Here is a 23,793-nt window from a genome sequence, read left to right as displayed (position 1 = left end):
TTTTCAAGCTATAGGCATCTCAATTCACAATTCAACAAATTAACACTTATACGGACTCAAATCCACATAAACATCAAGTAACCTACTCATGAATCCTTGGTTTGCTATTGGTATGCTGGCATTTGTGGCATTGATCATTCCGCTTGGGATGATCCTCATCTCTTCTCTCCTTCGTCCAACCGTCCCCGTCGCTGGAAAAAGAACAGCGTATGAGTCCGGTGAAATTCCCACTAGTTCTACCCAATTTAGATTTGACATTCAGTACTATATGGTCGCTCTATTGTTTGTAGTGTTTGACATAGAAACTATCTTCATTTTCCCCTGGGCACTCATATACCGAGACGTAGCAGCATACGACTTGTTCTGGGCTCTTGTACCTATGTTGATTTTCATAGCAGTCCTTTTCGTAGGACTCATTTGGGCATGGAGTACCGGAGCAATCCAATGGATCGTTTCTGAAGCTATCTCTGAAACTGAGGTGCCACCATGACAGTAGACCCACGTCTTAATTCACGGTTGCGAGAAGCATTCGGATCTTCCCCTTTCATCCTGACAAAATTCGATTCATTTATGGATTGGGTGCGTGGATCTTCACTTTTCCTTCTTCAATTTGGAATAGCATGCTGCAGTATTGAAATGATGCACACTTTCGCAGTGAAACACGATCTGGACCGTTTCGGTGCAGGTGTCCCTAGAGCCTCACCCAGACAAGCAGATTTAATGATTGTCCCCGGAACAATCGTTTCTAAATTCGCACCTAGAATGAGGCGCGTTTATGATCAGATGCCCGAACCAAAATTTGTAGTTGGTATGGGCTCTTGCACAATTTCAGGAGGCCCTTTCCATAAAGGATACAACGTGGTAAAAGGCGTTGAAGAAATTTTACCCGTTGACATCCATGTTCCTGGATGCCCTCCCCGACCAGAAGCATTAGTCTATGGAATAGTAAAGCTACAAGAACGTATTATCAGCGGACAACGTTCTCCTGTGACCGTCGACCCTTATGAACTCGAAAAATTTGGCGATCTTGATACCCACGAACTTATAGAACAACTCGCGGATCAAATCTCTGAAAACGATCTAGTCATGCGCTATAATTGGAGCGATTCCCCATGAGCTCTGCAACTACTCCTATTAAAAATGTGATTGGAGTATCTAAAAATGGTACTTTAGATTATACCAAATTGGAAAAAATGCTCGGCGATCTCGTCCTACAAAAAGAAGATCACGTCAACGCCCCTGCATTTGTAATTCGACCAGATGCGGTTGAAGAAACATTGACTTTACTTAGGGAAGAAGCCGGATTTGATCATCTCTCATGCGTCACCGCACAAGAATACGAGGACCGTTTTGAATCTATATACCATCTCAGAAAATATGACGCTCCTCAACACGAGTTAGGTATTGTCGTTCCATCCCCCAAAAATAATCCCTGGAACCAATCTGCGTCTTCTGTTTTTCGAACCGCAGATTGGCATGAAAGAGAAGCATATGATCTAGTTGGAATTAATTATGTGGGGCATCCAGATCTCCGGCGTATTCTTCTACCCGACACTTGGCAAGGGCATCCACTCAGTTTAGACTATGATCAAAATAAACCTCAAATCATAACATTACAAGAGCACGAAAATCCCCTCCAACATACTCTGGACGACAACACTATGTTCATCAACATAGGTCCTCATCATCCTGCAACTCACGGTGTATTGCATCTAAAAACAGTGCTTGACGGAGAACATGTTGTAGCAGTCGACCCAGATATCGGCTATCTCCATCGCTGCGAAGAACAGATGGCCCAAGGATTGAATTATCGCTACCAGATAATGCCATATCCCGACCGCTGGGACTACGCATCTGCAGGATTGCTCAATGAATGGGCATATGCTCGAGCAGCGGAGGATCTGGTTAATATAGAGGTCCCTGAATATGCCGAAATTCTCCGAACCATGGGTGCCGAGCTTTGCCGTATATGTGCACACTTCTTAGCAGTCGGAACATTTGCATTAGATATTTACGGCGATTTCACTGCCATCTTTATGTACGCTATGCGAGATCGAGAAATCGTTCAATCAATACTAGAAGACTTGACAGGTCAACGAATGATGTTTAATTATTTCCGTCTTGGTGGTGTTGTATGGGATTTACCAGAACCCCGAAATGAATTCTTATCTAAAATTCAAACTTTCCTGGACGCAGTCCCTGCAGGAATCCAAGAATATTCTGATTTAATGACCTCTAATGAAATTTTCCAATTAAGATGCGTCGATATTGGAATTTTGTCTCCCGACGTAGCTCGGCAGTATGGTGTAACTGGACCTGTAGCCCGAGGCTCCGGAATTGACTATGATCTCCGTAGGGATGATCCCTATGGATATTATCCAAATCTCGACTGGGATGTTGTAACCAAAGATGGTTGCGACATCTATTCTAGATTTTTGGTCAGGCTAGGCGAGGTTGAACAATCTGCAAAAATTATCCAACAGTGCGTATCTTTGCTAGAATCTTGGCCAGAAGACGACAGGATAATTCAATCAAATGTCCCTCGTACAATCAAACCACCTGCAGACGCAGAAATCTACAGGGCAGTTGAAGCTGCAAAAGGAGAACTTGGAATCTACATACGTTCCGATGGGACCCAACAACCAGCCCGATTTAAGATTCGCAGTCCTTGTTTTAGCAATCTTTCCACACTATCTGAAATGGCCGAAGGTGGATTAGTACCCGATCTAATTGCAGCTCTAGGCAGTCTGGATATAGTTCTTGGGGAGGTCGATCGGTGATCAACTTTATCCTTAGTACCCAGACACCTCTCGTAGACGCAATATACCATCTCTTAGGATTTGATGGATTTATTGGAACTATTATCTCTGCATTCATTGCAGCATTTTTAATTGGAAATATAATGTTAATTTCTGCAGGAATTGCTGGCCCCTGGGCAAAAAGAAAAATCACCGCTGTTTTCACAGACCGAATAGCAGTCAATCGACTTGGGCCCCTTGGCCTGCTAATTATTGTAGCCGACGCTATCCGTTTACTAGCAAAAGAACTCATAGTCCCCGAAGGTGTGGATCGCCCGTCTTGGGACATTGCACCTCTGATTCTTCCTTTTTCCGCACTATTGGGATTTGCAGTTATTCCCATGGGGGGTCCTCTTCAATTAGCGGATCCCGAAACCGGTTTAGTTTTTGTTTTCGCTGTGGCCTCTATAGCATCCGTCGGGGTTGTGATAGGAGGGTATTCTTCCAACAATAAATTTTCTATGCTGGGTGGACTCCGAGCAGTGGCAATGAATATAGCCTATGAAATCCCCCTCATAGTAACTGCAGCTTCTGTTGTTTTATTCGCTGGATCTTTACGCCTAAGTGAAATTGTATCGGCACAAGCGGACCCTCTAATAATAATTGCCGGGGTCGCTATTCCCTCTTGGTTTGCTTTTGTAAATCCATTCGCTTTTATTTTATTTTTAGTTGCAAACTTAGCTGAAATAGGCAGAAACCCTTTTGATATACCTGAAGCACCCACTGAACTTGTTGCAGGATATGTAACTGAATATTCTTCAGTATACTTTGTTTTGTTTTTCCTTGGGGAATTTTTACATGTTTTCCTAGGCGGTGCTATCATCGCAACCCTCTTTTTAGGTGGCCCCGCAGCACCCATTTCTTCCCTATCTTTTATACCTGGGTTTATCTGGTTTTTATTAAAAATTTGGAGTGTGTTTCTATTCACTCAATGGATGCGGGCCGCCATCCCTCGTGTTCGAATTGATCAGATGATTGAAATTGGATGGAAAGGTTTGTTGGCGTTGTCATTCATTAACTTAATTTTCACCGCAGTATTGGTAGGTGTTATAGCATGATCGGAATTCTTCAATCTATGGCAACAACAATGAAACATGCTCTAGATGGTCAGACATTTACAATCGAATACCCCGAGTCAGTTCCCCATGTCTCTCCCCGGTTCCGAGGAGTTCATAAATTTAGCCAAGAACGTTGTATTTGGTGTCGCCAATGCGAGATAGTTTGTCCCAACGATACTATTGAAATCAAATTAGATGACAAACGTCAAGGAGAAGAATATAATCTCCACATAGGCCAGTGCATTTATTGCAGATTATGCGAGGAAGTCTGCCCTGTAGATGCCATTGTATTGACCCAACAATTTGAGTTCACAGGAGATACTAAAGCTGATTTAGTCTACAACAAAGAACAGCTTAAAAATGTCCCTTGGTACAAAGGTCTTGATCCCCTTGCCTCCCGCGAACCAACTCGGTCAGCTTGGGTTGGTGAAATAGATGGAGAAATTGATTACCAATGATTGAAACTAGCATGTATGATTTGTTGGTATTCTCATTTTTTGCTGGGGTAACTATACTCAGTAGCGCTGGGGTAGTTTTGGTAAAAGACGTGTGGCATTCTGCCCTACTTCTAGGGGTAGCACTTTTGAGTATCGCAGTTCACTATGTAATTTTATCAGCGGAATTCATCGCAGCAATGCAAGTCCTCGTCTACGTAGGTGGTGTTCTCATCCTAATTAGTTTCGCCATAATGTTAATTCGCCGAAAATTAGACCCAACAGCTATGACATCCCCTGGACTAAATCTCGGGCCGCACCTAGCCCGTGGAGTGGGTGCAATTATATTTTTTATTTTATTTTCAAGCATACTACTAAATACTCCCTTTGCACTCCCAATCGGTTTCCAAGATGGCGCTTTGATAACTAAAAGCATTGGCTATGCCATGCTCGACCTACCCGGGGCATCCATCCCAAGTGAAGGTTTCCTAGCAGCATTTGAGATAATTGATATAGCCCTCGTTGCCGCCCTTGTAGCGGCCGTTATGCTAGCCAGAAGAGACATGGCAGGTGAAAATTAATATGGTTCCTATAAGTTACTATATCTTGTTGTCTGCAGCAATTTTCTCCATTGGTCTCTTCGGCGTACTAACACGTCGAAATGCCCTCATGTTTCTCATTTCCATTGAACTCATGCTAAACGCTGCAAATTTAAATTTTGTAGCATTTTCAGCATTACATGGAAACTTGACCGGGCAGGTTTTCTCATTATTCATTTTGGCACTTGCAGCAGCAGAAGTTGCTGTTGGGATTGGGATCATTTTAGTATTGTATAAGAATTTCTCTGGTATTGATGTCACCAAAGCTGTGACATTGAGGTGGTAACCATGGATTCATTTGATCTAATTGCAGCAATACCACTTTTGCCTTTAATGGCCTTTTTGATAACCTTATTCGCAGGTCAATTTGCACCCTCCACTTTACCAAAACGTGGGGCAATTCCTGGTATAATTGCATTATCTGGATCTCTTTTGATATCTCTCTCTCTACTCCCCCTCGTTTACTCTGGAAATTTCTTCAACCAATCTGCTTACGTATGGGCAAATTGGACCGTTTCCGATCTCCATTTTGGATTTTTAATCGATCCCCTCTCTGCACTTATGCTTATCATAGTTTCTCTCATAGCACTTCTAGTTTTCATACATAGTCTTGGCTATATGAATGATCAAAATGAGCAAGGATTATTCCGATATTATGCAGGACTATCCTTATTTTCATTTAGCATGTTGTCATTTGTCATCTCAGATAATTTATTGATGTCCTTCATCTTTTTTGAGTTAGTTGGATTTTGTTCTTGGATATTAATTGGATTCTGGTTCCGCGAAGATGCACCTCCCAAAGCTGCCACAAAAGCATTTTTAGTAACTAGGTTTGGAGATTACTTTTTCCTCATAGGAGTAGTTGCAGTTTTAGTCATATTCGGAACTGCCAATTTCGCGGGCCCGAATTCTTTCCCAGTTCTAGCAAAATCTGCTATCCTTGCAGGTCACAATTTACATGGACTCGATCCACAACTTTGGGTCACTATAATTGGACTTCTAATATTAGGCGGTGTTATTGGAAAATCTGCACAGTTCCCTCTTCACACTTGGCTCCCAGATGCCATGGAAGGCCCCACACCTGTATCTGCACTTATCCACGCAGCAACCATGGTTGCAGCCGGTGTTTATATAGTAGCAAGAATATACGGGTTCTACGCATTGTCTCCTACTGCCTTGGCCACCATCGCACTCGTTGGTGGATTCACCGCATTACTCGCCGCAACGATGGCAACGGTCAAACACGAACTCAAACAAGTCTTGGCTTATTCTACAATAAGTCAATATGGTTACATAATGCTCGCTTTAGGAGCAGGTGGTTACGTGGCTGGAGTCTTCCACCTCACCACTCACGCAATCTTCAAAGCATTGCTTTTCTTGGGAGCAGGAGCTGTAATAATCGCAATGCATCATGATGGTGATATGTGGAATATGGGTGGACTTCGAGAAAAACTCCCTGTTACTTATTGGTCTTTTATATTTGGATCCCTCGCATTGGCTGGGATCTTTCCGTTCGCTGGATTTTGGTCTAAAGATGAGGTTCTCTTAGAAACCTTGAATTATGGCTTGGGAGGTTCTCCCATTTTACTGATTGGGTATGCCTTTGGTCTAATAGCAGTCTTTGTAACTGGTTTTTACACTTTTAGAATGATCTCATTAACCTTCCACGGTACCCCTCGATCAAAAGCCGCAAAGGATCCTCATACCCTGCGTTGGAATATCAAATTACCCTTAGTTACGCTAGGTATACTTTCTCTTATAGCCGGGACAATCAATATGGTTCCTGTAGGCGACCTCTTAGGACTCGACCTTTCCTATTTACATCATTGGCTCGACACTGCACCTGCCAATCTAACAGCTCACCATTATCATGAACTTATAGAGTCCTTTTCTGGCTATCATTCTGCTCACTTCTCCTCATTAATATCTGCAGTTCTGTCTCTCTCAATTGCTCTATCTGGCATGGCACTTGCATGGAAAATTTATGAGTCTCCCAACCCCACGGAATCTGGGACTGTTTACTCCACCCGGTTCAATACCATTTACCACATTCTAATGAACAATTATTACCAAGATGATTACCAGCTAATGATTGCTAATATGACCCAAAATAAACTTGCTAATTTAGCAAATATTTTCGATGAAAAATACGTTGATGGATTAGTAAATAAACTCAGTTCAACAAGCCTTTCTATCAGCAATGTCATTCGAAAACTCCAAACTGGAGTGGTGACCAATTACGCTTTACTTCTCTCCTTGGGATTGCTATTAATTCTACTTATATTCGCAATATGGGGCGGGTGGTTCTAACATGCTAATTGAATTAACCATTTTTTCTGCGTTTCTCGGTGGATTGTTCATATTATTTTCACCAAACGAAAAGTCACCCAAACTTTCATTTTATTTGAGTTTGGTCCCTCTCATCGGAACTCTGATAATGTGGCTTAATTTCAATGGGAGTGGAAATGCTCTACTCAGTGGAAGTGTAATCGCATTCGAAACATACGTACCTTGGGTATCTCTCGGATCTTATTCCTTGAGTTGGCATGTCGGCGTCGATGGCATCAGCATGCCTCTCATTCTCCTGACCTCTATCTTAACACCGCTTGCTATTCTTTCTGCATGGACTCCCATAACCGAAAGAAAATCACAATTTTATGGACTCATATTACTTATCGAGGCAGCCCTTTTCGGAGTTTTCGTGGCCTTTGATTTCTTTGTATGGTTTATCTTCTGGGAAGCGGTTCTGATTCCAATGTATTTCTTAATAGCAATATGGGGTGGTGAACGAAGAAAATATGCTGCCATCAAATTTTTCATTTACACAAACATCGCTAGTTTGATCATGTTTATTGGATTCATAGCCCTGATTTTTGGATTAGGCGACTCCATCCAATCATTCGATTTAATTGAGATCTCTGCTGCATTACAAGGGGGAAAATTAGGAGGGCTGGGCCTTTTAGATCCTCACAATCTAAAGTCTATAGTCTTCTTAGCCATGTTCGTGGGATTCGGAGTCAAGGTTCCCATTGTTCCCTTCCATACTTGGCTCCCCGATGCACATGTAGAGGCCCCCACCCCCGCATCTGTGATATTGGCAGGAGTTCTGCTTAAAATGGGAACTTATGCACTTCTCAGATTCAATTTCACACTCCTCGTTGACATCGCCCAAAAATGGGCTAGCATAATTGCTTTAGTTGCAGTTATTAGCGTTATCTATGGGGCATTTTTGGCCCTAGCACAAACGGATTTGAAACGCATTGTTGCATATTCTTCAATCTCTTCCATGGGATATGTCCTTCTAGGCCTGACTGCATACACCGTCTATGGCCTAGGAGGTGCAACTTTCCAAATGATAAGCCACGGATTGCTATCCGGACTCTTATTCATGTCCGTCGGTTTGATTTACAACGCAACTCATACTCGATCTATCAACGATCTCTCTGGTTTGGCTGATAAGATGCCTATCACATCTCTAATTTTCATAGCAGGTGCTTTTGGTTATATGGGATTGCCTCTCATGTCCGGTTTCGCAGCAGAACTTTTCATTTTCTTAGGCGCGTTTGAAGCAAGTTTCCCATTTGCAAAACTTTTCACCGCAGTATCTATGTTTGGGATAGTAATCGTAGCAGGATACCTCCTACTAACTATACAGCGTGTATTTTTTGGCTCTTTTGAAATCAGAGGAAATCCCGACCTTACTCTCCCCCAAATATCTGATATAGCTCCTTTGGTAATCATTTTGCTAATCATTATTGCCCTTGGCATTGCACCCAATATCATATTCGAAATGATTCAAGATGCAGTCGAGCCGTTAGTCTCTTTATTTGGAGGTCAATCTAATGTCTGAGTTAACCTTACTCCTACCTCAATTATGCCTGCTTTTATCGGCTCTTTTGATACTTGGGTATAATACTATTTTCCGTAAATCCACAAAATTAGTCATTCTAACTGCCCTTGCAGTGATTGGATCTCTTGGTTCAATTTCAACTGCTGTATTCCTGTCCTCTTCCAATCTGCAACTAGGTTCTCTGTTCGGAGGCCAGTTAGTCGTCGACGGATCGAGCCTATTCTTTGTTGTTATCATTTCTTCCGTGACCTTGCTAGTTTCTATCGCTAGCTACGACTACATAGGCAAACTAGGCAATCAAGCAGAATATTATTCCCTTCTCTTACTAGCGGCAACAGGGATGAGCCTCATGGCTTCTGCAAATTCTTTAGTCATTGCCTTCATAGCTATGGAATTGGCGTCTTTACCTTCCTATGCTCTAGTCACTTACTTAAAAACCAATGAAAGTAGCACCGAATCCGGACTCAAATATTTTTTAATTGGGGCTCTATCTTCTGCTATATTTGTTTATGGATCTAGTCTCATTTATGGGGCAACTGGCAGTCTGGGTTTAAGTGCAATTTCTCAGTCAATACTCCATTCTTCTTCAATTTCTGGACTTCTTGGAATTGGTATCCTGATGGTAATCGGAGGTCTTGCATTTAAGACCACAAGCGTCCCATTTCACTTCTGGGCCCCCGATGCTTACGAAGGAGCAGTTTCTCCTATCAGTGCATTCATTTCCTCTGCGTCGAAAGCTGCCGGATTCATCCTAGCGTTCAGAATTTTAATTGAAGCATTTCCTATCGATGTGATCTCTGCCATTGGACTCGACTGGACACTTGCAATCCAAATTCTTGCTGTACTTACAATGACACTTGGAAACTTCGCAGCTGTTCTACAAGAGAATGTCAAGAGAATGCTGGCTTATTCTTCAATAGGGCACGCAGGCTATGTCTTGATTGGTCTTGCGGCACTGACTGGGTCTCAAGATGCACTAGTTATCGGAGCTAGTATGATGCATTTGATGGTATATGGATTCATGAATACTGGGGCATTTTTATTCATCGCCCTCGCTGAACATTGGAAGATAGGCCCAACTTTCAAAGACTATCACGGCCTAGGACTCAAAGCACCAGTAGTATCAGTCGCCATGACAATATTCTTATTTTCTCTAGCAGGATTGCCAACTGGTGGTGGGTTCTTAACAAAATATGTTCTATTCATGGCAGCTGTGGGAGCCGGATTCTGGTGGCTTGCAGCAATTGGCGCAATCAATTCCGCAGTATCTCTTTATTTCTATTCTCGGATGGTGAAAGCCTTGTGGATAGATCAACCCACCTCTGAGCTGAACATCTCTTCTCGTGGCATTCCCCTTGGAATATATGCAGCAATATTCATTGCCACACTAATAACTATTCTAAGTCTGCCCTTCTTTTCAGTCATCTCAAATTTCGCAATGGAAGCCGCTACCATTCTACTTTCATAACTACTTGGGCATTTCCCATCTCCTTTTCTAACTAATCTTTATGATGGAGCTTTTATCATACAAGCTTCTTTATCCGAACATATGAGTTATACTACCCCTTCCAATGAACCGCGGCCCATTGTCTCTCAGTATATGACTCTAAAAGTAGAGGTAGTTTCTCCCGATGATTCAGTTGCAGAGGTGGCTAAAAAAATAGATTCAACTGGTCATGATGGTTTCCCCGTTTGTGTTGGGAGACAAGTTGTTGGATTCGTCACCGCTAGGGATCTACTCCTTTCCAGCGACAATGTTTCTATTTTCCAAGTCATGAGTAAGAATTTATTGGTTGCACATCCTGGAATGTCCGTCCAAGATGCAGCCAGGGTCATCCTGCGATCTGGAATCCAGAAGCTCCCTGTTGTAGATGATGCAGGCAATTTAGCCGGAATAATTTCCAATTCAGATGTTATCCGAAGCCAAATAGAACGGGCCACTCCTGAAAAAGTAGGAAAACTCCTGCGAACTTTGGAGTCCATCCACGAAATCAAAATAACTCAGAAACGAAAAAAAATATTCATCAGATTACTCATACCCACTCAAAAAACGGTCTACGCAGATGAACTGGAAGGAAGGAGTTATGAACTTTCAAATGGTTTGGCAGAACCACTCGTTGTCATCGATTGCAATGATTCTTTGTACCTGGCTGATGGGCACCATAGAGCTCTAGCAGCGCACTCCTTAGGAATTGAAAAGATGGATGCTTATGTATTAATCTTAGATGATTCTGTAGAATTAGGAATGGCAAAGACTGCAGCAAAAGAGGGACTGACCACGATCCACGATATAACTATTGTAGATTATGCCCGTCACCCTCTAGTCGAAACTACTCGTAGAAACAACTAGTCTCTATTTCCCATTCTCATGAATTTGAGCTCTTATTTTCTCTGCTACAGTTGGATCGCTAAGCGTTGTTGTATCTCCTAGTTCTTCATTGTTTGAAATATCTTCTAGCAAACGTCTCATTATCTTTCCAGATCTAGTCTTGGGCAGGTCCTCTACAAATATTACATTTGCAGGACGGGCAAACTTACCGATTCCATTTTCAACTGATTTGTTTATTTCATCCCGAATCAAATCTGATGCTTCGATACCTTCTCTTAATATGACATATGCATCTGGAACTTCTCCTTTTTCTGGATGTTTCCTAGCAGCAACAGCCGCTTCTGCCACCGACTTAACCTCTACTATCACTGATTCAAGCTCCATGGTGCCCAATCGATGCCCTGCAACATTCATAACATCATCAAGTCGACCCAAAATTCTAAAATACTTATCTATGGTTTGAACTGCACCGTCTCCTGCTTTATATGACCATTTTTCCCATTCCGTTGAGCTAGTATCTGAAAATTCTTTCCAGTAAGTTTCGATGAATCTGTCATCATCTCCATATACTGTTTGTAACATTCCTGGCCATGGTCTAGTTATTATAAGATTCCCCGCCTGGCCACCTTTTGTTTCTATTTCTTTACCCTCTCCATCAACGATCATTGGTTTAATCCCCGGAGCAGGAAGCCCTGCACTCCCCGGTTTCATATCTGACAAGGCAGGTAAGTTAGTAATCATGTGGCCTCCTGTTTCTGTTTGCCACCATGTGTCCACGATTACCGCTGATCCTTTGCCTATATGCTCGTAATACCACATCCACGCTTCTGGTTGAATTGGTTCCCCGACGCTAGTCATCAATCTAAAGTTAAAGTTATACCCTTGTAAATGGATTTCTCCCCATTTCATAAACATTCTCACTGCTGTAGGAGATGTATGGAAAATGTCCACATCATATCTCTCAGCAATTTCCCAAATCCTACCTTTATGGGGATAATCTGGGGTCCCCTCGTACATGACACTAGTTGTACCCAAAGCAAGAGGGCCATACACAATATACGAATGACCTGTTATCCACCCAATATCTGCGGCACACCAGTACGTATCCTCTGGCTTAATATCCAAGACATATTTCGATGTACCCGTTGCATACGAAAGATACCCTCCAGTTCTATGTTGGCATCCCTTTGGCTTCCCCGTTGTCCCTGAAGTGTACATTAAAAATAGTATGTCTTCTGCATCTCTTTCTACTGGATCAACATATTCTCTTTTATACTCTCCCTGGAGCTCCTTCAACAGAATATATTCATCTTTTATTTCCACCATCGGTTTTTCATGACGCGTCCATACCAATACTGTCGGATCCCCTCCCATTTCTTCCACTGCCGCATCTGTTTTTTCTATATGGTTTAAAAATTCACCCCTCCTATAATACCCATCAATCGTAACTATATATTCTGAGTTTGCATCTTGAACCCGATCTGCAAGTGCGCTTGCAGAAAAACCAGCAAAAACTTCTGAATGGGGTGCCCCTATCCGCGCACATGCTAGCATAGTCATTGGAAGTTCTAGTACCATTGGAAGATGAAGTGTAACTATGTCATTCTCCTTTACTCCTATTGATTTCAGAGCTGCAGAAATTTCATTTACCTCTCGATATAAATCCTGATAACTGATATTTTTTTGTTCTCCATTTTCTCCTTCCCATAGCAATGCAGTTTGATTTTTCCTATTGGTGAGATGACGATCTATACAATTATAGGACGCATTTATTTTTCCCCCTTTAAACCATTTATAGAATGGAGGATTCGATCCATCAAATGTCTCATCCCATTTCTCATACCAGTCGAGTAAGTTGGCATACTCTTCGAACCCATCTGGAAATTTATCGAACCGTTCATAAATATCTGAACTCTTTACGTTTGCTTGTTCAATAAATTCCTTTGGGGGCTTGTAATATTCTTGCTCCGCCAAGTGCGCTTCAATAGTACCCATTCCGTCATTCGAGCTCATATATATTCTATACTTTTACCATTTAAAATACTATCCCATATTTTCTACCCCGACTGTGACAACTAAGAAATAACTTTTATCACCCTGAAAAAGAGATTTCTGGATATTTCTTATGTCCGGACCTAGCTATTTACTAAGTTCTATCCTCATGGGTGCATTTTTCCTCACCATAGTTGCCGTTTTCCTACGTTTAAAAGATTGGAATCATACTCCTCCTACTAATTCTTCTAAATTCAATCTAAATTTCACAGAAACTCTTCCCTACTTGCGATTGGTCTTGTTCTCAACTTTAGTTCTAGGTATCTCTGCATTTACAGTGGTGTTTCTTAGCTCTCAGTCGTTTGATTTCGACGCTCAAACTTCGGTTATTGTTTTCCTTGCACTCTTCTCACTTCTATTGTTCTCTTATCTTCTATCTGGTCTTTACGCATCTATAAGATCTCGTGGTGGGTCCCACGCATGGGCCCTTGCCATGATCACCATCACTTTTGCAACTCTAATCCTGTTGGTGATCGTAACACAATTAATTCTCTCATGAGGAGGCGCCTTTTATTTAAACAAACGTCACAATTACTTTTTTTAATCAGCTTATCGGTTTATTTTTTATCCACACCCGTCGCAGCACACGCTGGGGGGTTGCCTCTGACCAATGAACCTGCCATCATCCCAACTTGGCTTTTTGTTCTTACTGGTGGCGTTATCATTGGTGTTTCATTTTTATTTGTCAGCCTCGTGACTCAAAGACAACTCATTAACCGAATAAATGGTTACCAACTAAGCCTACCACTTCTTCAATTCCCTCAATTAAACCTCCCAATTATTCAGTTCTTGTCTGTGTTTCTGTTAATTTACACTTTAATTTTAGGATTTATCGGTCCTCAAAACCCCACTTCTAACTTTGCAATCCTTTTCGTATGGGTTGTCTGGTGGGCTGGCTATACGATGACTGTATATCTATTTGGAAATACTTGGGAAAAACTCAACCCTTGGAAATCAATTTCAACTATAATTCCATCCCTCAACCGCCCATATCCCTCTAAATTGGGTTCTTGGCCTGCTTCACTTGGACTTCTGGTTTTTGTTCTAATCGAAGTAGGTTCTGATATCACTTATTCTCCTTATACACTCTCCATTTTCCTTATCTTTTATACTCTCCTAACACTACTAGGATCTTTCATCTATGGATCCGAACCATGGTTTACAAATGCAGATCCCATCTCCAAATTTTTTACATGCTATGGGGAGATGTCATTACTGACTCTTTCCACAAACTCTCTCAATCTCCATTTACCTGGGCAAAAACTAGTAAAAGGAACTGACAACATTGGCCTTTCTGCACGTCATGAAGTTTTATTCATAATTACCATTCTTTTCATCACAACTTATGATGGTCTAATCTCCACACAATTTTGGAATGAATGGGTCTTGTTACCTTTACTTTCTTTGGGAATTCCAATTTTAATGATACACTTCATTTCTCTTGTAGCTGGACATGGAATTTTTTATGCAATCTATCATTATGCAATCACGACGATGCACAGAATCTCTGGCACTTATATTTCCATTCACTCTCTTAATATTAAATTTGCAGTTTCCCTCTTGCCCATTGCAGCTGGCTACCATATCGCGCATTTTATAGGATATATTCTAACATTTTCTACAGCCTTCATCTCCACGATTTTCCATCCCTTACAACCTCCTTCATTCTACCCCTCTCCCCTCCCATTTTGGATCCCGATAGTGGCTTTAATTTTCATTTTACTTGGCCATATATGCTCAGTTTGGATTTCACATTGCATCTCATTTAAACTTTTCAGCGGCCGTTTACAACCACTCCGCAGTCAATACCCTGTTATTTTTATTATGATCTTATATACTATGTTCAGCCTTTGGATAGTCACTTCTCCCTTGGCAACATAAGAATAATTTTATTTCACTGCATTTTCTACCATTCTCATTATGGAACAAACTTCACTAATTGGAATAGAGTTTTCAGTTCCCACTTCTAACGATACCGTCGAACAATGCCACCTTTGCGAATTCATATGCTCCACAAAGGAACACCTAGTCTTCCATCTGGTCGAATCCCACCCCGACCAGTGCTCTACTGAAATAAGTGAGGAATATGCAAATCTCTCTCTGAAAGAATCTGATCAATTATTTATTTACCATTTAAAAATATGTTCTCTAATAATGCTAACTTTGATGGGACTTGCGTATATTTATGCATTTGTCTTGGCCGGATAATTTAAATTTGATCCACCTTTGAACCACTCAATGAGAATAAACCTGTATGAGGGTTTTACGAGCATAGGTCGTAATAGATAAGTACCCTAACCGTCCAAAATTATACGTGTTAGATTTTAGTTTCAGTTTCCTCTTAGCTGGATCAAACATCCTTCAGATTTTCCCAACAGGAAGTAGGAATTTTATTTTCGACCAAATTTTCTTTATCTTTGTACTTCTTGGAACTATCGTCGGTGTGATTGTTATCGCTTATATGCTCATCCAAGCATACCGATATAGAGAGGGTTCTGCTCCTAAAAAAGACGATGTAGATCGCCCCAAACTAGGGGAATTGCCCCCTCCCGTCGACGATGGGAACAAATTACTCAAGTCTCTCCTTCTGAGCGCAGTGGTAGTAATAGCCCTTGTCGTCTGGACATATGGTTCACTCTTATACGTCGAAGCCCAACCGTCTCAAGTAGACGGTGCACTAACCGTTGAAGTTGAAGCATACCAGTTCGGATTCCTCTTCACTTACCCTGATGGCTATCAATCAACAGGCGTACTCCGAGCACCAGTGGATCGAGTCACAGTTTTGAAGATAACTTCAAGAGATGTGTTGCATAATTTTGGTTCTCCAGATCTCCGTATAAAAGCCGATGCAGCCCCTGGGCATATATCCGAAACCTGGTTCTTAGCCGAGTCTACCGGAACATATGATTCCGCCTGTTACGAACTCTGTGGAGCTGGCCATTCTTACATGAAAGCAGATATAATAATACTAGAAAATTCCGAGTTCGAACAATGGAATAAAACTAAAAATAAAGGTAGTTAACTATGAATAAACTTTTACAAACCGATGGTGGCCACTCCGATGAACATGGCCTCCCACCAATGAGCTCTATCAAACGATGGTTAGTAACAACAAATCACAAAGACATTGGAATTCTTTATATTGTAACCTCTTTATTTTTCTTAGTAATGGGCGGTGTTCTCGCCCTATTAATCCGATTACAACTTTGGTTGCCCCGTGCCCCCGGAGAAGGATTACTATCTGCCTTTGCATATAACCAATCCGTCACCGCACACGGTCTGATAATGGTATTTTGGTTCCTTTCCCCATTTGCATTTGGATTTGCCAATTACATAGTTCCTTTACAAATAGGTGCAAGAGATCTGGCATTCCCCCGCCTAAATGCTTTGAGTTATTGGCTTTATTTAATTTCTGGAATTTTACTCGGGATTTCATTTTTCCAAGGGGGAACATTCAATGGAGGGTGGACTGTATATGCGCCTTTGAACCTCCCTGCATTTACCCCCCAAGTCGGTGCCACTTCTGCAATCTTGGCATTATTTATCTTTTCAGTTGCTATTACTGCGGGATCTGTTAATTTCCTCACCACTATCCACCGCATGCGTGCCAAAGGCATGACATTAATTAACATGCCTTTGTTCACTTGGACTATACTGTTAACAGTATGGATGATGCTATTTGCATTTGCTGCACTGCTTGCTGCATTGATGATTCTATCCTCTGATAGGATCTTAGGAACAACCTACTTTTCAACTACTGGAACGCAAGGATCTCTCTTATGGACTCACTTGTTCTGGTTTTTCGGCCATCCTGAGGTCTACATCGTATTTTTCCCGGCCCTCGGTGCAATGGCAGAGATTTTCCAGACGTTCACAGGCAAACGAATTGTTGGACGAAAATGGTTTATCGCAGCCCTTGTTCTCGTTACTGTCCAAAGTTTCGTGGTTTGGATGCACCACATGTTCCTCACAGGGATCAACCTCGAAATAAAAACAATCATCATGATAACTACCATTGGAATATCGCTTCCATTCGATTTGATGGTATTTGCCCTCATCTATACTCTCCTAAAAGGAAGAATTCAGTTTACCACCCCCTTCCTCTTTGCATTTGGCGGGTTGATTTTATTTATCATTGGTGGAATCACCGGAGTCTTTTTGGGCGCTGTAGTGCTCGACTACGAATTCCGTGGGACCTATTGGGTAGTTGCACACTTCCATTACGTCATGGTTGGTGGTGTAACCGGACTAGTCGCAGCAATTTACTATTGGTTCCCAAAAATAACTGGTAGAATGTATGATGAGTTCTTGGGTAAGGTGAATTTCGTATTATATTTCATAGGTTTCAATCTACTTTATTTCCCATTGTTCATCGCTTGGGAAACTCCACGTAGAGTTTTCACTTACTCTCCGTCCTTGATACCCTGGCATCAAATGGCCACCATCGGTGGATTAATCTTAGCAGTTTCGTTTGCTGTAATGCTATACAATTTCTTTGTAAGTCTCTCCCGTGGAGAAGAAGCTGGACCATCTCCCTGGAAATATGCATCTACACTAGAATGGGCTCTACCTTCTCCACCACCTTTGGAAAATTGGGAAGGGACTCCTACCTATGAAAACGGAAAACTAGAATTCTTACCAGATAACATCAAAACAGATGGGGGTGAATCTACCCATGAGTGATGAGATCACCACCCCTCATGTAGAAACACATGCGAGCATTTGGCCATTTTGTATATCTGTAGGGGTTTTGTTCTTCCTCATTGGACTCTCTGGATACACCCAAGGAAATTCTCCCTCTCTAATCTATCCAGTCACTCTCCTACTCGGACTAATAGTTTTCTCAGGATCCATGATTGGACTTGGTGTTCAAAGATTTGAAGGTCCTGAAGGTGGATTTGGTGAAGCATGGCCATTCCAGAATATAGAGAACATGAAAACTGGTGTATGGATCTTCTTAGCATCCGATGTGGTCTTATTCGGAGCCTTTATTGGAACTGCTATTTTTATTCGAGTCGCTTATGGTTGGACCGACTGGACTCCTGTTCCGGACGATGTCATACCTGGTTTAATGAACACTTATTTACTTCTCACTAGTAGTTTCACTGTAATCTTGGCCCTCGTCGCGGCAGAACGAAAGAATAGGTATGGGGTAGTTGTAAGTCTAACCACAACACTTCTTCTTGGAATTGGTTTCTTAGTAAACAAAGGTATAGAATGGAATCACCTGTTCCAACATGGATACTGGCTTTCAACCAATGTGAAAACTTCTACCTTTTTCTTAACAACCGGTCTCCATGGGGCACACGTAATTGGTGGTCTTATAATTTGCATCTGGCTTATAGGACGTGCCTGGAATGGTGCCTATCTGAATGACAATAGGGTCCTCGAGTACTTTGGTCTATACTGGCACTTTGTTGACATTGTATGGCTATTCCTATTTCCCCTATTCTATATATTGTGAGGTAATCAAAAAATGGTATCACTTAAAACTTATACAATAATATACGTGGCATTGTTCATCTCTGCAACAGTACAGGTCCTTGTCGAATTCGCAGGCTGGCTAAGTACAATGTACTGGGTCGCATTTTGGATCATCATGATTTTATCTCTTCTGAAGGCAGTATTGGTTGCAGGGTGGTTCCAACACTTACGATATGATCCCCCATCGTTGAGTTATTTGATTCTCATTGGTTTGGGAGCTGCCCTTGCACTTACTCTAGCAGCATCGTATTCCATTCAGTAAGTTTTTACGACCAAATACTTGTTTTAAACCAAACTCGTCGTGCATAAATAGATGAACAGTTTACTTTCATTCGTGACAAAAGAGGATCCCCCCCTTTCAATCTATGTTCTATCACTCGTTTGCATGGGCATCTACATTTTTGGAATGGTGGGAATATCCAGTTTAAATCTCTCTCTTTTACCAACCTTATCTTTTATTTTCATAGGACTTGCAATCATTTATTCCTTATTTCTCAATCGAAATAATTCCATAAAAGTTAACATATTATTGTGGGTCGGGCTTGGTCTATATTTTGGTTTAAACATCATTCAATTAACTGGACTCTCTCCCACTTTACCACTTCTGCCTTTCGACCTATTGATTATCTTATTACCTTTTACAGCCTTCTTCTTGGCACTAACCTTCTCACTCGAATTCTATACCTCTTCTTTCTCTATGCCCGAGGAACAATCTCCTGAAAAGTCTTCTCGATCCCCGTCTAGTATTCTGTCTAGAATTCCCTATCTCTCCAAACCTCCTTTATCTGATTACATCTATTTGACAAAACCCAGGTTGATGTGGCTTCTCTCTCTAGTCGCCCTATCTGGAATGGCTATTAGTGCAGGACCCTCTCTGCAACTTACCACTGCACTTCTTACAATACTTGGTGGGATCCTTGCAATTGGAGCAAGTGGCACTTTCAACCAAATTTTTGAGGCAGATGTAGATCAAAATATGGATCGGACTGCAAATAGGCCCTTGGCCACACAGAGAATACCTATTTTGAATGCTTGGATCTTTGGAATTTCCCTTGCTATAGCTTCCCTTTTTGTCTTTTTTCAATTAAACATATTCTCATCTATACTAGCCCTCTCGGCCATTCTATTTTACAGTGTAGTCTATACTGTTTTACTTAAACCAAATACTGCCCAGAATACAGTCATAGGTGGAATAGCGGGATCTTTCCCTGTCATCATTGGTTCTGTAGCAGCAACTTCAACCATTCCTCTAAGTGCAATTTTACTTGCCACCTTGATTTTTTTCTGGACTCCTGCCCATTTTTATAATTTGGCCCTGATATACAAGAAAGATTTCCAACAAAGTGGATTACCTATGTTTTCTGTTGTACACGGGGACGTAAAAACTAGAAAACACATTCTATTCTATTTCGGATCTACTTTGATATGCGCCATTCTGTTATTCTATTTCGCACGCCTTTCGATCTTATTTCTTTCTGTGAATTCCCTCTTTTCAATTGTATTTCTCTGGGCCATCATACTGTCTCATTATAACCCATCCCGCTCAACTTTCCTAAGGTCCTTTATTGCTTCAAATATCTACCTCACTGTACTTCTCATCTCAATAATTTTGGAGCTCCTATGGTGAATCCGACTTTATTGAATTCTCCACGAAATTTCTTATTATTGTTCATTTTTATTCTACTTCTAGAATTCCTCCTTTCTCTTGTCTATGTTCTCTATTCCGGCGCTATTATCACCGACCCATTGATCCTCTTATATCCTTTCATTTGGATCAATTCTAGCATTTTCGTTTTACTCCGAATAACACCAATAAATATGGAGATTCCCAAAAGACTACTTGCATTTTCTTTTGGGATTCTATATTTCTTATTGTTAGCGTATCTTGGCTCTATATTGGACCTTGGTCATATCTTCCATGGACATACGGTCGCTAATCATGAATTTGGATTGAGAGTAGTATTCTCTTCTATGCCTCCTGGATGGGCACCTTCCATATCTTACAGTGGCAATTTCATTTCCGTTTACGCACTTTTTTTTGAGTTCATTGGATATTCTTCCCTCTCTTATCTATTCTACCGATCAGTCCTCAACCTCGACAGATTCGTCTTTTCGGGGGCAATAGGGTTTTTTTCTTGTGTAAGCTGCACTTGGCCTCTCATAGGGGCTCATTTGTCTAGTATTTCAGGATCGACTCTACCTCTATTCCTATCGGAACACCAATCATATGGTTTCTCGACATTGATATTTATCACCGCACTTTCGCTCCTTTTCTGGAATTTACCAAAACGCGATTTCTAGATCTCAATAGGCGTTCCAAATTTATTATAACTAACCACTTCATCTATCGCTTTTCTTTTCTTTTTCCCTATAATTTTCTTTATAGGATATCCAAATCCCACTACAGCAGTAATATGATATTCCTCTGGGATATTCAACGACAATTTGGCCTTTTTTTGGTCTGGTTCCTTTATCGTATATAAGCGAGAACCTACGCCATTTTCCCACCCTACCAATTGCATTTGTGTCATCGATCTTCCTGCATCTATTTCATTAAAATTATATTTTGGATCTGTAGTAGTAACTATTGCAAAATCTGCATTTATTACCCAACCCCCTGTGGGGCTAACACTAGCAAGCCTTTCTAATTCTTCTTCCCCTTCAACAAGTATGTAATGCCAATGCTGTAAATTTCTCCCGCTCGGGGCAAGCCTACCTGCTTCAAGAATTTTCTTTTTAGCTTCTAGTTCAACCGATTTTTTTTCAAATTCCTGTATCTCAATTCGAGTTTTAATAGTATCTAGTACTCCCATTCACCCTCTAAGACCTTTATTTTAATATCTCTTTATATTGCAAATCCCAACGCATAATTCCTCTCCCCTCTGATCACAACCAATGAATGTAATCAAGGCGATCGATGTTCAGAAATCTTTCTCTGACATTCTGGCAGTAGATGGGGTGTCCCTTTCTATCAAAAAAGGAGAAATATTTGCCTTAATTGGTCCAAATGGTGCGGGAAAAACAACTCTCATAAATTGCCTTACGGGCGCAGCATCTTTTGATTCCGGATCTATTCAAATTTTAGGCAATACACCCTCTAATGTGGCCAAATCTAAAATATCTTTATTACCTCAGTCGTTCGAACCACCCACTCATCTAACCGTTTTTGAATTGATTATTTATTTCTCTGGCCTATATGGGATTAAAACCGACCCCACTCGCATCTTAGAAAAGGTGGGCTTGTCTTCCCAATCAAACAAGAAATTTTATGAACTATCTGGTGGGCAAAAAAGAAGAATTTGCGTTGGAATTTCAATCCTCAATGACCCCGAAATTCTTTTTCTAGATGAACCCACCACTGGAATCGATCCTGCAGGGAGATTTGAAATATGGGATCTCATCGAAACTATGGCTTCAAGTGGTTCTACCATCTTCCTTACCACTCATTATATGCACGAAGTAGAACGTCTCGCAAATAATATAGGGGTAATTTCAAATGGAAAAATAATAGCAACGGGAACCCCTTCTGATTTAATTACCAAATTCGGTGGTGATTGTGCACTTACTATTAAAACAACTTCAAATATTTCTTCCACGTTTAAAGAATTTTCACCATCTTTTAAGGATGGAAATTTACATTTCAATAATATTCAACCAAGCCAAATTGGATCTCTATTAACGCAGATTGAAAACCTAAACGTAGAATATAGTAATCTGACGTGGAATCGCCCTAGTTTAGAAACCGTCTACATGGAATTGATGAATAATCATCCCGGAGAATTTCCATGAACTTAACTAGAATCTTAGCCGAATCTTCGGCATCTTGGAAATCATTCCTGCGTAAAAGAACAGCAGTCTTCTTTACATTTCTTTTCCCCATAATTCTAGTCTCTATATTTAGTTTTCTTGTTGGGACTCAGACTAGTGGTTTATTTTCAGAAGATCCTGCATATTATGTTGCAAGCTATATCTCCATAATTATTCTCTTCACACCCATTTCTAGAATGTCCATGACTGTCGCTCGCGGAAGAGATGGCTCCCTATTCAAAAAACTCTCCACAACCCCTCTTACAAAAACAGAGTGGCTCTTGGCACATACCATTACCATTTTTAAAATCTGTCTATTTTCAACCCTCCTAGTATTGATTATTGCATCAATACTCACTGATTTCACATTTACCATTCCCCTCACTTTAATTTTATTTATATTTTTAGGCTCATTTTTATTTTGCAACATCGGAGTCATATTGGGGAGTATAACTAAATCTCAAGATGGTGCTATTACGGCTAGTAATTCACTGGCTTTGCCATTACTTTTCCTTTCAGATACGTTCATACCTCTGAATTATTTCCCAACTTGGTTCGTGCCACTGATTTCGTTTTCTCCTTTGACCCCCTTTTCCCGGGCAACAAGGGACATATTCATCTCATCAACTTTCCCAACTGATGGATTTATTTTACTCATATTGCTCAATATACTCATATTTACAATTAGCTCTTATTTACTACCTTTCCACAGCGATTAATTTTACATCGTATCAGTTAACCTCCGATAAATCTCCACTCATAAATGTGATTCAACATTAGGTATGTAATTACTCCCAAGCCTAATGAAATAATCCAGGTGGTTGCTCCAATTCGGCCTATTTTTCTATGATATTTTAATCTGAGCAACTCGCCCGGACTATGGGTCATCCCCGTGATTATTTGATATATCACCAGTGGAACTGCTGCTATCGACAATCCAATATGAATCGCCAACATAATCAAATAAACATACCGAACCAATACTGGCCCTATGAATTCTTTTGTCCCTCCGCCTCCAACTTTCGTCAAATATAGCACTAAAAATAGGAGTATTAGTCCAAATGAAACTAGCATAAACTGATTGTGCCTTTTTATATCCCCCTTTATGATAAAGTACCAACCTATGATTATACAACACAGAGCAGTCAAATTTACAATTGCAATCACATCTGCCAATCGATTTATTGCCCACACTGTAAGATCGGGAAAGAGAATTTCTGGCCATATCTCCAAAAAAGTCCCTATCACGATGATATACCCTGCCAAACTAGCTACCCCTGTCGATACTATCACATTTTGTTTTAGGATCCGTTTTAAACTATTCATGGAGCACAATTCCTATGTCTATTCACAAGCTGCGAACAAATTTTAGCTTATTGAAT

General features: G+C 40.9%; 22 protein-coding genes and 2 pseudogenes. 21 read left to right on the top strand and 3 right to left on the bottom strand.

The window, feature by feature from the left end:
- Positions 1 to 88: 88 nt before the first annotated feature.
- The 11 genes and pseudogenes from ACM9H2_RS04585 (at position 89) to ACM9H2_RS04535 (ending at position 11,089) form a co-directional block, all read left to right on the top strand.
- Complete coding sequence (locus ACM9H2_RS04585; protein WP_415488683.1) at positions 89 to 490, top strand: NADH-quinone oxidoreductase subunit A; 402 nt, start codon at positions 89 to 91, stop codon at positions 488 to 490.
- A gap of 2 nt (positions 491 to 492) precedes the next feature.
- Positions 493 to 1,116, top strand: a pseudogene (locus tag ACM9H2_RS04580) (NADH-quinone oxidoreductase subunit B); the annotation flags it as partial.
- Between the two features lie 77 nt (positions 1,117 to 1,193).
- Complete coding sequence (locus ACM9H2_RS04575; RefSeq protein ID WP_415488713.1) at positions 1,194 to 2,780, top strand: NADH-quinone oxidoreductase subunit D; 1,587 nt, start codon at positions 1,194 to 1,196, stop codon at positions 2,778 to 2,780.
- Entirely contained in the window at positions 2,780 to 3,856 is a 1,077-nt protein-coding gene (locus ACM9H2_RS04570; RefSeq protein WP_415488711.1) for a complex I subunit 1/NuoH family protein, read from the top strand. Before ACM9H2_RS04575 ends, ACM9H2_RS04570 begins: the two co-directional genes overlap by 1 nt.
- The gene (locus tag ACM9H2_RS04565; protein WP_415488681.1) at positions 3,853 to 4,314 is read left to right on the top strand and encodes a NuoI/complex I 23 kDa subunit family protein; all 462 of its coding nucleotides are present in this window, start codon (positions 3,853 to 3,855) and stop codon (positions 4,312 to 4,314) included. Before ACM9H2_RS04570 ends, ACM9H2_RS04565 begins: the two co-directional genes overlap by 4 nt.
- 11 nt (positions 4,315 to 4,325) lie before the next feature.
- Positions 4,326 to 4,871 carry an NADH-quinone oxidoreductase subunit J gene (locus ACM9H2_RS04560; RefSeq protein ID WP_415488709.1) on the top strand — a complete coding sequence of 182 codons (546 nt, stop codon included), beginning with the start codon at positions 4,326 to 4,328 and terminating at the stop codon, positions 4,869 to 4,871.
- A gap of 1 nt (position 4,872) precedes the next feature.
- A complete protein-coding gene (gene nuoK / locus ACM9H2_RS04555; protein WP_415488679.1) occupies positions 4,873 to 5,175 on the top strand; it encodes an NADH-quinone oxidoreductase subunit NuoK in 303 nt (100 codons plus the stop codon).
- Positions 5,176 to 5,177: 2 nt separating this feature from the next.
- Positions 5,178 to 7,199, top strand: a complete 2,022-nt coding sequence (gene nuoL / locus ACM9H2_RS04550; RefSeq protein ID WP_415488677.1) for an NADH-quinone oxidoreductase subunit L — start codon at positions 5,178 to 5,180, stop codon at positions 7,197 to 7,199.
- A 1-nt stretch (position 7,200) separates the two neighbouring features.
- On the top strand, positions 7,201 to 8,739 hold the full coding sequence (locus tag ACM9H2_RS04545; RefSeq protein WP_415488675.1) for a complex I subunit 4 family protein: 1,539 nt from the start codon (positions 7,201 to 7,203) through the stop codon (positions 8,737 to 8,739).
- Entirely contained in the window at positions 8,732 to 10,207 is a 1,476-nt protein-coding gene (locus ACM9H2_RS04540) for an NADH-quinone oxidoreductase subunit N (RefSeq protein WP_415488673.1), read from the top strand. Before ACM9H2_RS04545 ends, ACM9H2_RS04540 begins: the two co-directional genes overlap by 8 nt.
- A gap of 81 nt (positions 10,208 to 10,288) precedes the next feature.
- Positions 10,289 to 11,089 (top strand): CBS domain-containing protein, encoded by an 801-nt coding sequence (locus tag ACM9H2_RS04535; RefSeq protein ID WP_415488671.1) that lies wholly within the window; start codon positions 10,289 to 10,291, stop codon positions 11,087 to 11,089.
- Between the two features lie 3 nt (positions 11,090 to 11,092).
- Here the strand turns inward: ACM9H2_RS04535 and acs are convergent, their stop codons facing one another.
- Complete coding sequence (acs, locus tag ACM9H2_RS04530; RefSeq protein ID WP_415488669.1) at positions 11,093 to 13,081, bottom strand: acetate--CoA ligase; 1,989 nt, start codon at positions 13,079 to 13,081, stop codon at positions 11,093 to 11,095.
- A 112-nt stretch (positions 13,082 to 13,193) separates the two neighbouring features.
- Here acs and ACM9H2_RS04525 point away from each other — a divergent pair, with 112 nt between their 5' ends.
- The 8 genes and pseudogenes from ACM9H2_RS04525 to ACM9H2_RS04490 all read left to right on the top strand — a co-directional run bounded on the left by ACM9H2_RS04525 (position 13,194) and on the right by ACM9H2_RS04490 (position 20,905).
- Positions 13,194 to 13,619 carry a hypothetical protein gene (locus tag ACM9H2_RS04525; protein WP_415488667.1) on the top strand — a complete coding sequence of 142 codons (426 nt, stop codon included), beginning with the start codon at positions 13,194 to 13,196 and terminating at the stop codon, positions 13,617 to 13,619.
- Entirely contained in the window at positions 13,616 to 15,001 is a 1,386-nt protein-coding gene (locus ACM9H2_RS04520; protein WP_415488665.1) for a hypothetical protein, read from the top strand. Before ACM9H2_RS04525 ends, ACM9H2_RS04520 begins: the two co-directional genes overlap by 4 nt.
- Before the next feature lie 39 nt (positions 15,002 to 15,040).
- On the top strand, positions 15,041 to 15,328 hold the full coding sequence (locus ACM9H2_RS04515) for a hypothetical protein (RefSeq protein WP_415488663.1): 288 nt from the start codon (positions 15,041 to 15,043) through the stop codon (positions 15,326 to 15,328).
- A 106-nt stretch (positions 15,329 to 15,434) separates the two neighbouring features.
- Entirely contained in the window at positions 15,435 to 16,142 is a 708-nt protein-coding gene (gene coxB / locus ACM9H2_RS04510; RefSeq protein ID WP_415488661.1) for a cytochrome c oxidase subunit II, read from the top strand.
- 2 nt (positions 16,143 to 16,144) lie between these two features.
- Positions 16,145 to 18,584: pseudogene (locus ACM9H2_RS04505) on the top strand (cbb3-type cytochrome c oxidase subunit I).
- A 12-nt stretch (positions 18,585 to 18,596) separates the two neighbouring features.
- Positions 18,597 to 18,866: a cytochrome C oxidase subunit IV family protein gene (locus tag ACM9H2_RS04500; RefSeq protein ID WP_415488659.1), complete on the top strand. Its 270-nt coding sequence runs from the start codon at positions 18,597 to 18,599 to the stop codon at positions 18,864 to 18,866.
- A 51-nt stretch (positions 18,867 to 18,917) separates the two neighbouring features.
- The gene (locus tag ACM9H2_RS04495) at positions 18,918 to 20,231 is read left to right on the top strand and encodes a heme o synthase (protein ID WP_415488657.1); all 1,314 of its coding nucleotides are present in this window, start codon (positions 18,918 to 18,920) and stop codon (positions 20,229 to 20,231) included.
- A complete protein-coding gene (locus tag ACM9H2_RS04490; protein ID WP_415488655.1) occupies positions 20,225 to 20,905 on the top strand; it encodes a hypothetical protein in 681 nt (226 codons plus the stop codon). The genes ACM9H2_RS04495 and ACM9H2_RS04490 overlap by 7 nt, the downstream gene beginning before the upstream one ends.
- Here ACM9H2_RS04490 and ACM9H2_RS04485 read toward each other — a convergent pair.
- Complete coding sequence (locus ACM9H2_RS04485) at positions 20,902 to 21,417, bottom strand: nitroreductase family protein (protein ID WP_415488653.1); 516 nt, start codon at positions 21,415 to 21,417, stop codon at positions 20,902 to 20,904. The two genes, ACM9H2_RS04490 and ACM9H2_RS04485, sit on opposite strands and share 4 nt — an antisense overlap.
- An 82-nt stretch (positions 21,418 to 21,499) precedes the next feature.
- On the opposite strand from ACM9H2_RS04485, the gene ACM9H2_RS04480 reads away from it, so the two are divergent.
- The gene (locus ACM9H2_RS04480) at positions 21,500 to 22,393 is read left to right on the top strand and encodes an ABC transporter ATP-binding protein (protein WP_415488651.1); all 894 of its coding nucleotides are present in this window, start codon (positions 21,500 to 21,502) and stop codon (positions 22,391 to 22,393) included.
- Positions 22,390 to 23,130 (top strand): ABC transporter permease, encoded by a 741-nt coding sequence (locus tag ACM9H2_RS04475; protein WP_415488649.1) that lies wholly within the window; start codon positions 22,390 to 22,392, stop codon positions 23,128 to 23,130. Before ACM9H2_RS04480 ends, ACM9H2_RS04475 begins: the two co-directional genes overlap by 4 nt.
- Positions 23,131 to 23,146: 16 nt before the next feature.
- On the opposite strand, the gene ACM9H2_RS04470 is transcribed toward ACM9H2_RS04475, so the two are convergent.
- On the bottom strand, positions 23,147 to 23,737 hold the full coding sequence (locus ACM9H2_RS04470; RefSeq protein WP_415488647.1) for a DUF420 domain-containing protein: 591 nt from the start codon (positions 23,735 to 23,737) through the stop codon (positions 23,147 to 23,149).
- Positions 23,738 to 23,793: the final 56 nt, after the last annotated feature.

The organism is Candidatus Hikarchaeum yamanae, assembly GCF_009889665.1.
GTDB classification, from domain to species: Archaea; Halobacteriota; Halobacteria; order Halobacteriales; family Hikarchaeaceae; genus Hikarchaeum; species Hikarchaeum yamanae.
This window is presented reverse-complemented; position numbering and strand designations above follow the sequence as displayed.